Source organism: Paenibacillus sp. FSL R10-2771, from assembly GCF_038000205.1.
GTDB classification, from domain to species: domain Bacteria; phylum Bacillota; class Bacilli; order Paenibacillales; family Paenibacillaceae; genus Paenibacillus_AQ; species Paenibacillus_AQ phytohabitans.
Map to the genome: position 1 here is coordinate 1311294 of NZ_JBBOBM010000001.1, position 14114 is coordinate 1325407.

11 protein-coding genes are annotated in these 14114 nt (G+C 38.8%); 5 read left to right on the forward strand and 6 right to left on the reverse strand.

All coding sequences use genetic code 11. The annotated features are described in order from the left end of the window. The first annotated feature begins 3 nt into the window (after positions 1–3). The 5 genes from NSU14_RS05665 (at position 4) to NSU14_RS05685 (ending at position 6938) form a co-directional block, all read left to right on the forward strand. Positions 4–603 carry an ABC-three component system middle component 1 gene (locus tag NSU14_RS05665; protein WP_336100954.1) on the forward strand — a complete coding sequence of 200 codons (600 nt, stop codon included), beginning with the start codon at positions 4–6 and terminating at the stop codon, positions 601–603. After that, a complete protein-coding gene (locus tag NSU14_RS05670; RefSeq protein ID WP_340943396.1) occupies positions 600–3566 on the forward strand; it encodes an SMC family ATPase in 2967 nt (988 codons plus the stop codon). The genes NSU14_RS05665 and NSU14_RS05670 overlap by 4 nt, the downstream gene beginning before the upstream one ends. Positions 3567–3821: 255 nt before the next feature. Next, positions 3822–4838 (forward strand): restriction endonuclease, encoded by a 1017-nt coding sequence (locus NSU14_RS05675; RefSeq protein ID WP_336103780.1) that lies wholly within the window; start codon positions 3822–3824, stop codon positions 4836–4838. 540 nt (positions 4839–5378) lie between these two features. After that, the gene (locus tag NSU14_RS05680) at positions 5379–5699 is read left to right on the forward strand and encodes a hypothetical protein (protein ID WP_340943399.1); all 321 of its coding nucleotides are present in this window, start codon (positions 5379–5381) and stop codon (positions 5697–5699) included. Positions 5700–5825: 126 nt separating this feature from the next. Further along, positions 5826–6938, forward strand: a complete 1113-nt coding sequence (locus NSU14_RS05685; protein ID WP_336101943.1) for a hypothetical protein — start codon at positions 5826–5828, stop codon at positions 6936–6938. A 245-nt stretch (positions 6939–7183) separates the two neighbouring features. Here NSU14_RS05685 and NSU14_RS05690 read toward each other — a convergent pair whose 3' ends face one another. The 6 genes from NSU14_RS05690 to NSU14_RS05715 all read right to left on the reverse strand — a co-directional run bounded on the left by NSU14_RS05690 (position 7184) and on the right by NSU14_RS05715 (position 14035). Continuing rightward, positions 7184–8197, reverse strand: a complete 1014-nt coding sequence (locus NSU14_RS05690; protein WP_336101944.1) for a hypothetical protein — start codon at positions 8195–8197, stop codon at positions 7184–7186. A 96-nt stretch (positions 8198–8293) separates the two neighbouring features. After that, positions 8294–10174 (reverse strand): VirB4 family type IV secretion system protein, encoded by a 1881-nt coding sequence (locus NSU14_RS05695; RefSeq protein WP_340943403.1) that lies wholly within the window; start codon positions 10172–10174, stop codon positions 8294–8296. After that, positions 10122–10943, reverse strand: a complete 822-nt coding sequence (locus NSU14_RS05700) for a C39 family peptidase (RefSeq protein WP_336101946.1) — start codon at positions 10941–10943, stop codon at positions 10122–10124. The genes NSU14_RS05695 and NSU14_RS05700 overlap by 53 nt, the downstream gene beginning before the upstream one ends. A gap of 3 nt (positions 10944–10946) precedes the next feature. Continuing rightward, on the reverse strand, positions 10947–11618 hold the full coding sequence (locus tag NSU14_RS05705; RefSeq protein WP_336101947.1) for a hypothetical protein: 672 nt from the start codon (positions 11616–11618) through the stop codon (positions 10947–10949). An 18-nt stretch (positions 11619–11636) separates the two neighbouring features. Next, positions 11637–13376, reverse strand: a complete 1740-nt coding sequence (locus NSU14_RS05710; protein WP_340943405.1) for a hypothetical protein — start codon at positions 13374–13376, stop codon at positions 11637–11639. 68 nt (positions 13377–13444) lie between these two features. Next, positions 13445–14035 carry a DUF6550 family protein gene (locus NSU14_RS05715; RefSeq protein WP_336101949.1) on the reverse strand — a complete coding sequence of 197 codons (591 nt, stop codon included), beginning with the start codon at positions 14033–14035 and terminating at the stop codon, positions 13445–13447. Positions 14036–14114 lie beyond the last annotated feature (79 nt).

Consider the following 14114-nt stretch of genomic DNA (forward strand, 5'->3'; position numbering starts at 1 on the left):
AGCATGAATCCCAATCAATTAAGACAACGCCTTGATCAGGCTCAGTTTCAAAATGATGTAAAGGCTTTACCTTTTGATGATGATGCTGTTTATTCTATGCATCTCAACGCTGACTTAGAAATCTGGATCTCGGAAGATCGTGTAGCTGTTCTAAAAACATATACTAGTAACCATCATTTTCTTTTAAATTGGCGTGAAGATCAGTTTGTTATTTCGCATTTGTTAGATATTTTGCCACCTGTTTATAAAAATAATTTATATTTTCTTCTTGTATTAGATTGGGAATCAGCATTATTACCTGATATGCCAATGGAAATGAACAGGGTGGAAAAAAACTCTAAAATCTGTCGGAAGTATGTACTACATAATCCTGAAGACTTAGAAAGAGTTCCCTTTCTTCAAGGAGATAATTACCGTATGGAAAAAGAATATGATTTTTTGGAAAAATTCAAGAAAGAATTACTTGCCGAACAGAAATTAGATCCTAAAATACGTCGTGTGGTGGAAGGATACTTTCAGTTGGATCAGTTAGAACATGGAGATAAGAAGCTCGAAACAAAACAGTATATCCGACAATTACTTAGAGGTGATGAGGCAAAATGAGAATTTCTCGCCTGATTATTAATAATTTCAGAGTATTCCCAGGAAAGTACGAGTTTGATTTCTCTGATAAGCAGTTGATATTAGTGGGAGGGCCGAATGGACATGGAAAAAGCTCATTGTTCGATTCTATACAATGGTGTCTCACTGGTGAAATAAAGAGGTATCGGGGAACCAGTGAATATCTAAATTTCAATTATTTAATTAATGAGAATGTATTAAACAGTCAAAATGGAAGAATTAATGCTTCTGTTGAAGTTTGGCTTGAAACAGATACAGTTATTCACAAGATAACTCGAACTGTACAAAAGAGTAGAACAGCACAATCTACAAAAGTTAAAGTCAACGGAGAGAACTATGGAGTAAAAGAGGGCAACCTGAAGATATGCGGAATTTTATTTCGAAGTGGAAATGATGAGCTACAGGCAAATATCGAAAAAACTAAACTCCTAGCAAGTTATTTTTCAACTACTCAACTTTTATCCCAGGATCAATTACATGAGTTCATTCTTACCAGTAATCCTCAAGAGCGCTTCACACTTATGGAAAAGGTATTAGGATTGGATAAATATGGAAGTGACTTTGGCAAATACCTACTGGAATCTATACAAGTTATTAAAGAAGAAAAGGGGCGTGTTTCTACTGAGCGTCAAGAAATTAGAGATTCTTGGCTCGAGGTATCAACTCAACTTAATGAAAAGGAAACTCTTCAGAATAAACTGGGAGGAACTACAGAAAAAGAAATAGTTGAACATCTAGCTGATTTACATAATAATATCAAACAATTCGGAGTGAAAACTCCTGACACAATGGCGTCACTTTCCCCAAAACTAAACAAGGATATTTTATTAATATATAGTGCATTGAGAAGAAATGTAACGACTCGTCTGGATGAATTTGATCGAATTCTACTAACATTGCAAAATGCTAAATCACTTTTTGATTTAACAGAGGGACAATTCAACCGCGAGCAACAAGATCTGAAAGATAAGATTCTAGTACTTGATTTAAAGAAAAGTCGTAGAAATACAGGTGTTTTTCTGGGTAGCAAGAACAGAACAGAGTTAGATGCTATGATCCAAAAGAATAGAGATTATGTAGCCAAGCAAAGAGAAATACAAGAGCTAAACGAAAAAATTAAACAAGTTGAAGATAAAATTATAGCAATTGAGCAAAATCCTAACGTACTAGCTGCAAAAGACAGATTCGGTGATATTGATAAATTTATTGATGAATATAATAAACTGAAAAAAAATCTTTGGGAAATGGAAATTAAGAGTAATCTACATGTGCAAAAACGTAATTTGTTAGAACTTGGAAAGAAAATGGATGAGAAAAAACAGCAAAAGGATCAATTGCAAATTCTTCAAGATCAGACTCTAAAGAGCTTGGATGCAATCCGATTAGAGCTTTCTGAACTTACAGGAAAAATTAATTCTGAAAAAGAGAATACCATATCTCAAATGATTCACGATATTCAGCACTCTATTTTAGAACAATTGGAAGATTCTTGTCCAGTTTGTGGTACTAAATTCATAAGTCCTGATAATCTTCACATTGCAGTACGTTCAAAGTGGGAAGAAGCAAGCCAAGAGCTGACAGTTCTTGAACAGGATGTAATGAAATTAACTGGAAAGAAAAATGAGTTAGACAGAAAACTTAATCAAATAGAATTAGATACAAAATTAACAGTTGAACAAATGGACGAAATAAAGAATATACAAGATGAACTTCAAATGCAAATTGAACAACAGAAATCATTAGTTGTCAATTGGAATGAAGAAGACTCAGAAGTTGAAATCCACCGATTAAAACATGCTCTGATGATAGAACTGGATAATTATCTTACTTCCTTTAATTTGGTAAATAGCCTTGATCAAGATCGAACTGATTTATCGAAAAGTATAAACGAACGAAACATTGCTATTAACTGGTGTATCGAACAAGAAAAAGTTGTTGGTAGACGAGCTGATTATCTTAATAATGAAGAACAACTTGTGAATAAAATAAAGAAAATAGATCGATATTTGGTGCAAGCCAATTTCGAATATGAATCCATTATTACTCATCTTAAAGATCAAACAGGCCAACTAATGGCATTAGAACAGAAATGGAATGATCAGGCATCAAAAACTCAGGAGATTAAGATAATGATCCCTGAATTTAATCAATTCGATCCAAAGCTTGAAGATTGGATCGGGAAATTAAAGCAACAAAAAGCTGAATTAGGAATTCTAGACATCACGATGAAACAGGTTCTTGAGAAAGCGGAAGCATTTTTATCAAAAGGAGATTTATCAAAGATAAAGAAAGAAGAGTTTTCCCTAAGGGAACGGGTTAAAGCAAAAGACGAAGAAAACACATACTTTGAAACATTAGAAGTAGATGTGGAAAATTTGAGGACTCGTCATAATGAAATACGTAGCACAATTATGACAGATTATTTAGTTAACTATAGCGAAATAATTGATCAGTTGTTCATGCAAATTAGTCCTCATGCTATTTATAAGCACGTACATTTAATACCTAGGGATGGTAAGTTATATGTATTAATGAGTGAAAGCAGTAGTAAGAGTGCAAGCTGGACTGAATTATCGGAAGATGAATTAGCAAAGAAGTTCAACGCTAGTTTGACATTTAGCTCCGCACAAGCCAATGTGCTGGCCATATGCATATTTCTTTCTTTGGCTTTATCGCAACAATGGACGCCACTTGAAATGATCGGAATTGATGATCCTTTTCAGAATATGGATGATATCAACGTGTTCTCATTCATTGATGTAATTAGCCAAGTGGTTACACAAAAACAAGTTTTAATCAGCAGCCACAATGAAGATTTTGTAAGCCTAATAAAAAATAAATCAGGATTAGAATCGGAAAAAATTGGCTATGTTCATTTCCAATCTTATAGTAGGGGAAATATTGATTTGGAAACGAATTGTAGGGTGGCTGAGATTGAGAAATGATTTTTACATGTCAAAGACTTTTCAGGGATTTTTTTGAGGGGAAATTAATTCTGTGGTGTTAGGTCACGCGCATTAATCAAGTGTTTCTGGGATGGAGGCTTCTTATCCCAGAAACATGTCAAATTATATATAAAGGTTAATCCTGATACTTATTTTAATGAATTTTGTTATAGCAATATAAGTTTACTCTAATAGTTATAATTAAAAATTTCTTTCAGTTGATAATGGCTAGATTTAGACTAGGAGGTTAAATCCTTGGCAAACATCAATGTTAATCGTGGTAGATTTATTAGTCAAACATCTGAAATAATTGGCTACAAATCGGGGTTAGCACTTACTTTATCAGAGTTTTCCGAGATAATTCCAAAGCGTTTTATTGCTTTATGGGAAGGCTCGCGGAATGAAAGTATCCGCTTCAGGGCTGAAGAATATGAGGAGCTAATTGCACATTTGCTCTATGAATTAGGAAACACCAGAACCCCAGATTTCTTACCACATACATCATTGTCAGTACATTACCTTCGTAAAGAGCCAGAAAAGCTTGAACTTTATATGGAAATATCTAAGGCATGGACTGATTTTCTAACTCAATTCTTAAAGAATCCAGAAAATCATAAAACTAAAATTATTGATCCCGAACCCTTTATAGTTGAAATGAAAGTCGAATATGGGTGGGATGGCTTTGAAATCGCTTGTAAGCTTGCGTTCTCTACGAGCGATCAGTTACACCGAAGTCCTTGGGCTAAGGTCCGTCATGTTGAGTGGAGTGACACAACAGCACTTCAATCACTTTTTAAAAGCCGATCTCTTGAAACTCAGCACGGTGTATATTTCGATCAGCGTTTTATTGATTATTTATCTCAGCACTCAGAAAGAATAGGTCAAATTCATTGGCGTAAATTTGAAGGATTGACTTGTGAGTTTTTTGAAAAACAAGGTTATTTCGTGGAAATAGGACCTGGATCAAATGACGGAGGAATTGACGCACGAGCGTGGCGTAAAGATCCAAAAGGCGGGTCTTCGCCGACCTTTTTAATCCAGTGTAAGCGTCGAAAAGAAAAGATTGATCAAATGGTTATCAAGGCACTTTATTATGATGTTGAAGTTGAGAATGCAGAAGCAGGTTTAATTGTTACTTCAAATATGCTATCTCCTAGTGCGGAGCAGTTACTTACCGCTAGGGAGCATCCGATCGAAAAAGCTGATCGGGAGACGCTTAAGAAATGGCTTCATATTATGCGTACACCATGGAAAGGTACATTTATGTACTAGAGTATACGTTTACTAGGATAAATCTCAGAGATCCGACAATAGTAAATGATAGGTTAACAGTACTTTAATAATTATTTAGGAAAATCTACTAAGAACATTTGAATGATGTATATTATAAATAATACCTGAATATACTTGATAATAGATCTATCTAATAGAGGAAGCTGCTGCTTGAACAAAGATTGTATGCTCGTTACAGAGTTGCAGTCTTTTTTTTTTGCAGCTTAGATCACAAAAACTTACTGTAAAATTGTCTGACGAGAGAAACTAATTTTGAAAGAAGGTTAAGTAAATTAACACGAAAAGTTGTTCATCTTTATTCAACCGAAATGAATTGATTTTTTGAAAATCCTGTTAATATTCATTATATTATCTGAAGCAAGCGAAATATGAGACAGCTATTCAAAATAAAACCGAACATGGTAAACTAAAGGAAAATATAGGGAGTGGTATTAATGATTTCTATAGATACGCAACTAGAAAAGTATATACAAGATTCCAAGAAAAGAGAGAGAATTAAATCTTATTTAGATAGAAAATTTGATAGAATCTTATAAGGAAGACAATAAAAATGAAAAGATGCCAGCCTTAATCGCACCAAGTATTTTAATAGCTGCTATTGCTCCGAATTTAAATTATTTATTGAAGCATTTTTATGAGTTGAAAAATTATCAAAACAATGAAGGCCAAATCTTTATTTTTATAGTGGTCATTATTATTTCTATTCTTATTGTTGGAGCTATTAGCTACTGGAAACAAATTTTTCATGACATGAGTGAGTTTTTTATATACAAAAAAATTATCCTGAGAAAAAATTTAAATGTTATTTTAAATGATATTTTGCTAACTCTGAACGAATGATTATAGGTAGGTACTGATATAAAAGATTATAATGAATCTACCTAACTATAGATATATAAATTAAAGCTCTTAATAATAGCGGATAAATATCAATATAACCAAATTTAATGCTAAGGAGTATTTATAATGGTTGATCAGGCTGGTAAGAAAAAATGCTTGATCTGTGGTGCAGACAGCTCAAATGAAAGAATAGTGTACATGCATTTAACACCTAAACAATTTAGAGAGAGAAATGATAGAAGTGATTTAGTAACAATTTGTCTCAACTGTGATCGTGCTCTTGACTTTGGTTTAAGAGAGAGTGCATTCACAAATTTTCTTTTTGAATTAATCTCAATGAGCGAAAAATATGATCAAGTAGAATATGATTATAAAGTTAGTAAAATTGACAATCTTATTGTTGATCTATTTCTAAAGTCTGATGAGAAAATTAGTATATTGGATTGTAAATCGGTGATGACTTTGTCTAAAACCCAAAACAATGAAATTATTAACTTTTTTGATACGCTGAGTAATAAGATTCAATTAAATGAACGAGTACTTGCAATACCTACAAGAATTCCTTTAGAAGCTAAAAATAATTACGAAAATCAACAGATTCAAGTCTGGGATATAGATTATATAGCAACTAATTTTAGTAGAGAGTTATATCGAATGCCCGATAGTATAATAAAATCTTATTTTCTTGTATTTAGTAATGTACACGTATCTTCATTTGAACAAAGGCTAATCACAGATTTAGAGCAGTGTAAGCCTGGGAAAGATGATTGGTCAAAATATCAAAGATTAATTGGTAAAGTTTTAGAGGAGTACTTTTGCCCTCCACTTAGTAAGCCAATTTGTGAATCCAGAGATGCAACTAATTCAAATAGAAGAGATTACATCTTGCCTAATTATTCTAATGAAGGTTTTTGGAAATTTATCAGGGATAAATACAATGCAGACTACATTGTTATAGATGCAAAAAACTATTCTAAAAAAGTAAGTAAAAAAGATATTTTACAAATTGCAAATTATCTTAAGCCTTTTGGTGCAGGTTTATTTGGAATTATCTTTTCAAGAAATGGTGGAGATAGTAACGGTTGTTTTCATACTGCTAGAGAGCAGTGGATGCTACATGGGAAAATGATAATTATACTAGATGATTATGATATGAAATCAATTTTAAAATCGCCTAATAAGAGAGGTGTAGAAGAAGTTATAAGTGCTAAAATTCAAGATTTTAGACTTAGAATGTAATGTGTTACCCTTAGTTTTAATCATTTCTCGAGTTATTTAACAAACAGTACGGAGTTTGTAAACTTTTTCGTTAATTGATATAAAAATAGTGATTAGTCAAAGTCAAAAATGCAATTCAGTTGCTGCACAGAGTATCTAGAACCCAATGTTATCTAATGACTTGGGGTTATTGATGAGAGTTGGGAGGATGTGATCTCTTCCCAACCTGTTCTGGTATGGAAATGAGTAATCGTTGAGTCAGAGGTTCACAGCTCAGTAATGTAAGAAGCAAGCAGTTTTTCGTACAATTTCATATTAGAAATCGGATCAAATAAATCATGAGAAGTGTCTCTAAAAACAATGCGGGCATCAATTGTTTCAAGCATATAAGTCTTCAGATCATGAGGAACAAACATTCCACATGGCTGCACGGGAAGGTTTCTACACCGTTCTATAGCTCGATAAAATCGTGCCAAATCATAAGGCATTGCAGATCCGCACAAAAGCTGAATGTCCGCCGCAGAAAAACTCTCTTGAATGCGTTCACCCAGCACTCCACAATCCATAACAATGACGTTGTATCTTTGGTTCAATTCCTCTGTCATGTAAAGATCATTACATTTCAGACTATAAGCATTACCTGTCTTTTCTGGTTCATATAAATGAATAATATGAGCCAAATGGTTATTTGAATTAGCCTCCACATAACATGCCGTTCCACCGTGAGCATTGATCCAACAAACTAAATTCATTGCAGTTATCGTTGTTCCCACACGCCGATCAGAACCAGCGATGGCAACTTTTAAGTTGGTGCATTTAAAATGATACTGTATTTGCTCAGGAATAAGTAAAGTTGACTGGTTTTCTTTATCAACCTGAGGTGGTGCTGCGGGTTTGAACCGCTGCATACCATCATCCGAAAAACACTCTTTTAATTCTTCATGGAGTTGCTCAATTTCTGAACCCGTTACAATTTCAAAGATGCCGATTCGGATTAATTTTTGAACCAGGGAGCTGCTGGCTGGCAGCCCCTCAGCTATGATAATTACGCGCATTCCATAAATCGTCTGATACGAGAGAAGTGCTTGAACCAAATCCTCGTCAGATTCGCTTATTGCTATCCGATCCAGTACAACAAAGTTGGCATGAGAGAAATTCCGCATGTCCTTTACGACAAAGGACAGAAGACTAAAATTTCCGGTTAGCTTCTTAATGGGAAACTCCTGCTCCAAGAAATCAAGTAAATTGACACGAGCCTCGCTTGTTAAATATAAGATCATACATTACCCCTCATTTCAACAGTAAGAGAATGACTCCAACGATCACCAGACCGATGTAAAAGAATAGCTCAATAATCTGTTTGTGTTTATTCATCGTTAACGTCCTCCCGCGGAGCCCATATAAGCAAATTTATAATCGGGAATCTCAAAATGGGCATGGATACGCTTGGAGCCAATCATCAGCAGAGCATGTTCGCGCTTCTTGCTGGCCAGCAGTTCTTCCTCAGCATCCGTCAGATTGTAGATTTCTTTAGTCTCCTGAAGATTCTTGCCATCTGTCCCCATCAGTATCTTAATGCAGGGGATGTCCAGAAGAGCTTGCCCGTACATCTTAATTTCTGGAGCGAGAAAATCAACGACACTGTGCGAAACGATAGCTAGAGCAGCCTCATATTTCCGGGCACGCTTTTCGACGTTGCGAAGGAATACCAAGCTTTGAGGAACCTTCGGGTCGATCATCAAATAGGTTTCGTCGCAAATCAGCAGAACTCGTTCCATCCGATCCTGCGACATTTGCTCCCAACACCAGGAAAGTAGATTAAAATATTGGGTTCGTTTGATGTTTTCACTGGTGTTTTGTAGGGAATGCGTATCTAAGCAAATGCAGCGGCTACGGGTCTGGATGGTACTGTGACCATTCCAGAGGAAAGAGTCTCCACCATTAGCGATGTCAAACAGTAAAAGCACTAGCTCCTTGTAAATCTGATCGCCTAAAGCTTGCTCTTTCAATTGAATGAGAGTGTACAAATCGCTGAAGGTAGGGAAATCGGTGTTGTGAAGCGTAGTAATATTGGTTGTCCAGGTTATGTTAAATTGGTTATAAAGTTCGATTAGGCATTGCTTGAGCACAGCGAGCTGCATCATATTCAAATCGGGGAGGTACAAATTGAAGAAAATCTCCAAGTTTTTAAGATGCAGAGCCATGTCGGACATGCCATTTCCTTCATCTTTGTAGAGGGGGTGTTCTTCACCATCCTCATCCCGCGGAGCTGGCCGGATCTGAAGCGGATTAATTTTGCCTAGGGAACCGCCCCCAGCATTAATCCAGTCCCCGCCTAGCTGCTGACAAAGCTCCTTGTACTCTGATTCCGGATCGATAAAGATGATCTTGGTGCCTTTCATATATTCGCTCAGTGCAACATGTTTTACAGCAGTGGACTTACCAACTCCAGCTACACCCATAACGACAATGTTAGAATTGGTGCGATCGCCACCGCGTTTCCAGGGATCGATGATAATGAGGCCACCACTGGAGTCTTTAGCCAGATAATAGCCGGTGCCATCATTAAACCCGCTACTGGCGAACGGAAATCCCCCAACGAAGGTGCTCATGGGCATGATCTTGTTCAAGATATTTTCAATGGTTTCCTGCGCCGGATACATGGGGGATAGCTGCTGCAAACTCTCTTTCTGCAAATGGGCCAGAGTACGAATCTTACAGCGCATTAGGCTGAAGGTATTCTCAACTCGCCGGCAAGTCCGAGAAAATAGCTTGTCATCATTAGCAAAGGGCATGACCAGTACATTCATGAGCCCGACGGTTTCTCCGTTTTGGTCAATTTGAAGCATAATGCTTTCTCCATCTATTGCAGCTTTTTCTGCTCGTTGTCGGGTGAGCGCATCTTTGGCGTTATCCGCTGTGCTGCGGTTTTGAGTAATGGATTTGGAAATAGATGATATTAGTGCGCTATTGTCGATGGGTTGAAATCCGATGGAAACCATGGTGGAAGGTAAATTAGTGAGAGCGGATAGCCAACCTACATTAGCCTTTGGCGGGTATTGAATGACACCGTACAGCTTCGCAGCTTGCTCGCCAATGATCAAGCTGTTACGCGAAAACTCCAACCCCATAGGTGTTATTACATTAAGTAGCGAAATGTTCACGCTCGCATCTTTTTGTTCATGCCACATTTGCTGTCCTCCTTCAACCGATAATCCAGAACGGGCCACCTGCGGAAGCGTTCTTCCGGGCTTCATTCAAGATGATCGAGAAATCCCATGCTTGTTGGCTACGTTTACGGCTGGCTGGATCAGCAACCAATATTTTTCCATCTGAGGTGACACCTCGCAGCACCATGAAATGACCTGATGATGTAAAGTGACCTTTGCTCATAATGGCGACTACAAGCTTTCCTTGAGCTAAGGCATCTATTACCTTTTGTGCTTCGTTGATAGAGGAACCAGTTACATTGAGGCCAAAATGTTTGGCACCATCGGGAATCAAGCTGTGGTAGCTGCCAACTCCTTCAGCCAAGTAGCCATGTTCGTAAGCCCATTTCGACATCGTCACGGGATCGACGGTGTTCCCCGTCAAAGTAGAAACTACGATAGACAATGAAGTTGGCCCGCAGCCAGCAACGCCAATGGTGTCATGAGGACCATAGGGCAGATTCGCCCAGCGTGTATCGAGTTGATTGAAGTAAACAACTTCTCGGCTTCCATCTTGAAAAGTGACGCCTTCATATTGCTGTCCAAGGCTTTCTACATATCCATCGTCAGAGGCCTGGAGTGCTTGAGTGAAGCCGTAGTCCACTCTTAGTTCATCAACCACCGGAGTTTCTTTCGTGTTCAGCATGAGTTTGAGTGACTCAATGGGTGAGGTGAGAATCTGGAGTACCAAAGATACGAGGAGTAGAAAGGCAATGATGGGAGCAACGATGAGCAGGACTATTCGTTTACGCGATTCTTTATCGGCCGCAATTCTTGCCGAAAGTTTAAGTAATAGTTTAGCTGTAGCCGGATCCAAAGTTTAAACCTCCTTTAACACTGGAATGTTCGCGCTGAAGATTGAGTCTTCTAAATGAATGAAAGAAGGATTGTTGACTAAATTGCACAGTTGAACAATTTCATGCTGCTTTAATACATGAGCTTGTACTTGTCCGTCTTCAAAATGCTGAACAAGCCGTTTGGCCTTCTCCAACAAATCCCGTTCTCCGTTTTCTTGCTGCTGCCATAGAATCAAATAAAATTGCCGCTCCACCACTTCTCCGGACAAAGCCAAGGTGTTCATTTCTGCAATTTCTTGCCGCAAAAGCTCTTTTTGTTTGGAGTCTGCAGTGGGGATTGCCGTGACAAGTTCAGAGATAAGTGGGGAAATATCTACTGGGCGACTAACCGCCAAAAACTTGAAGGGAAAGCGGATGGAGGATAATTCGGCTGTTAGTTTATTGATAAGGAGCTTTTTCTCAGAGTTACTGAGTAAATCCAGGCTGATAGGGAAAATGCGAAGATAGCAGAGAAGCCAACCATCTTGGGTATACAGAAAGTTGTCTTGGATATCTTGGACGTTTACGAATTGCTGGGCTGTCTGTTCACTTGAGTTGAGGGGAGTTTTGGAGCCAGGCTTGCTTGTTTTTAAGTAAAATAAAACAGCTCCTCCACCGATTAGGCAGAGAAGCAGCATGACAATAGGGAGCAGCATTAATGCGGCACCATCTTTCTATTTAGGATTCTCCGGGGCAACATGCCAATCCGAGAACAAATTTCCGGAGATGGTGATGGATTTTTGCAGTTGGATCGTAAGCATTCCTTCGGGCGTCCAAGCGTCTAGAATTCGAGTCATTGGTGTATAGGACCCGTTAGGGAACCAGATGGGGGTAAAATGTACGCGGCTTTGATAAGTGGAATATTCGTTAGGCTTAAGCCAGAAGCTGGCGCTATATCCTGAGGTCTTTATATCATGCAACCGCCAGTAGTTTTGGTAAGCATATTCGGGGAAATAGGAAACGGCATGTTGTGCTCCTGTAATGTGACTGCTTGGAGCATTAGAAGATAGAGCGGTAGTAGTGTTGATTTCAATTCCGTATCCTGATTTCATTTGATTCGATAAGAGAGAAGGAGACTTTGGATCAGGCAAGAGGGATTGAGTTCCGTAGAGGGTGGACATATAGCTTGCGCGTGTATAATCCCACCATCCGTCGTCCCGCCAATGCCCATTATCTTGCCAGTAGCCGGTATCTTTTCCCGTGGTGTACCAATGACAGTTGGATATCCATACCCAATACTCATGCCAGCTGGCGGACCACACTCCCCAAGATGCTGATGTTCGATTGGAGTAAGATGGAACACTGGGTGGAACATAGCTGGTATTTTGATCGGTTGCTTTGGGGTCAGGTGGTGGATTTTGATTTATATAGACAATGGAGGCCGTAATTGTACTTTCGCTAAGGCAGCCATTAGAGGATGTAATATGGATGGTAGTAGTTTGCGCTTTACTTGGGGTTCTCCATTTTACCCAAACGACCTGGCTATCCCCATCTGGAATAACGATATTCGTTACTGTGTAATTGCTGCCCATAATACTGAAGGTAACACTGGCAGGAGCTTTGGGGTTAATCTGAGTGCTTGTGGAAAGATGTACGGAAGTGATGACATCAGTGTCAGTGCGGTACTGCAAGCGGGTTTCGGTGGGAGGGGGAGTGGTCGAAGCGTCTTTAAAGCGCACTATCCCAAGTCCAAGAGAACTTATGATTTGATCGTTGCTCACGCGACTGTCCGTAGGACCGTCCCAGGCTGGAAAGCCAAGATCTGGTGTTTCAAGGAAGATTGCCAGAGGAAGATTTTGATGCGTCAGGCTGACCATTTTAGAGCGTAAACCACCACTAAGGATTTGATCGTACAAGGCAGCTTCATGTGCAGTCATGGCCATTTTTACACCTTGAAAAGTGATGTAGGCAATCGGTTCAAGAAGCAGTTTGTAGTTACCATTAGTCAGAGTGTCGTAATCGACATGACTGGCTTCCGCAATATATTGAACAACCAGCTCGTCTGTAAAATAACTTTTAATTTCTTCAATGCTGGTCTGCCCGCTTTTCGACTTGATAATGAAGGGAAGCTCTTTCTGGGGGTGAACATAGGTATAGACACCGGTGTTTGGTGTTAAATGCGCTCCGTGAGTATACTGTAATTTGCTGACTTTGCCAAAATGCAGAATTGCATTCGGCGGTGTTCGATTTGTGAAATCAACCGGTGAAGTGACAGTGGTTTGGTCACTGTCTCGAATGATTGTTACTCGCACTCCTTCATCATGAGTATTCCAAAAATTCTGATCACTACCGCTGCCCATGCCTCCTCCACCATGATCAATATTGCCATCTCCTGTTCCGTCAGCGTAACCGGAGTATGGAAATATGCACAGAAGAACTGCGATGATGAGGAGAACTGATTTTATTTTTTTCAAAGAATAAACCTCCTCCAAAATAAAACGAGCGTAGCAATTTGCTACGCCCAAATTAATGTGTATAGTGTTTAGTCCATCGAGCCAACTTTGTTGCCGGTTAGTTCATCGCCTTCACTGCCTACGCTTGTTCCTTGACTCCCGCCGCCTTGATCCTTGACCCAACCAAATCCAGGAACATAAACTTGTCCTTTGTCGTTCTTGTCTCCTGCTGTGGGAGTAGTTGCCGTTTCCTTATTCGGTTCAGTTTGCTTCTCGTCATACTTAGGAGGGGCCGCAGAGGACGTTACTTTTTCAGGTTCCTTAACTTTTGGTTTTGGCGGTTCTGTAGGTTTAGAGGTTACTTTAGGCTGGGAGATGGGAACTTCAACCTTCGTTACTTCTTTTTCAGGCTGGAGGATAGGGGCTTCAGAAGGCGAGGGTTGGAGGCTAATTTCGGGTACAGCAACTGGTGATGAACTTGGTTGTTCCGAAGAGATGACAGGGGCCTTTGTTACGTCAGGTGCTTCTATTGCAGGAGACGGTGAAGCAACTGAAACCGTATTACTAAGAGTAGCTACATTCTTATTATCATCTGGATGGGAAGAGTCACTCCACAAGTATACTCCGATGGCTACAATAACCAGGCCGCTGGCTATCAATAAAACTCTTTTCTTCTTCAAAATTCTACATCTCCTTTATAAAAAAGATTAATTTGGAGGGGGAGATACTATCTCTATATTACTGTATAAAAATGTAAAT

Bases quoted from the DNA above. Each gene is read 5' to 3' on its own strand.
- NSU14_RS05670 (WP_340943396.1), top strand. From the start codon at position 600: ATGAGAATTTCTCGCCTGATTATTAATAATTTCAGAGTATTCCCAGGA.
- NSU14_RS05685 (WP_336101943.1), top strand. From the start codon at position 5,826: ATGGTTGATCAGGCTGGTAAGAAAAAATGCTTGATCTGTGGTGCAGAC.
- NSU14_RS05690 (WP_336101944.1), bottom strand. From the start codon at position 8,197: ATGATCTTATATTTAACAAGCGAGGCTCGTGTCAATTTACTTGATTTC.
- NSU14_RS05695 (WP_340943403.1), bottom strand. From the start codon at position 10,174: ATGAAGCCCGGAAGAACGCTTCCGCAGGTGGCCCGTTCTGGATTATCG.
- NSU14_RS05705 (WP_336101947.1), bottom strand. From the start codon at position 11,618: ATGCTGCTCCCTATTGTCATGCTGCTTCTCTGCCTAATCGGTGGAGGA.
- NSU14_RS05665 (WP_336100954.1), top strand. From the start codon at position 4: ATGAATCCCAATCAATTAAGACAACGCCTTGATCAGGCTCAGTTTCAA.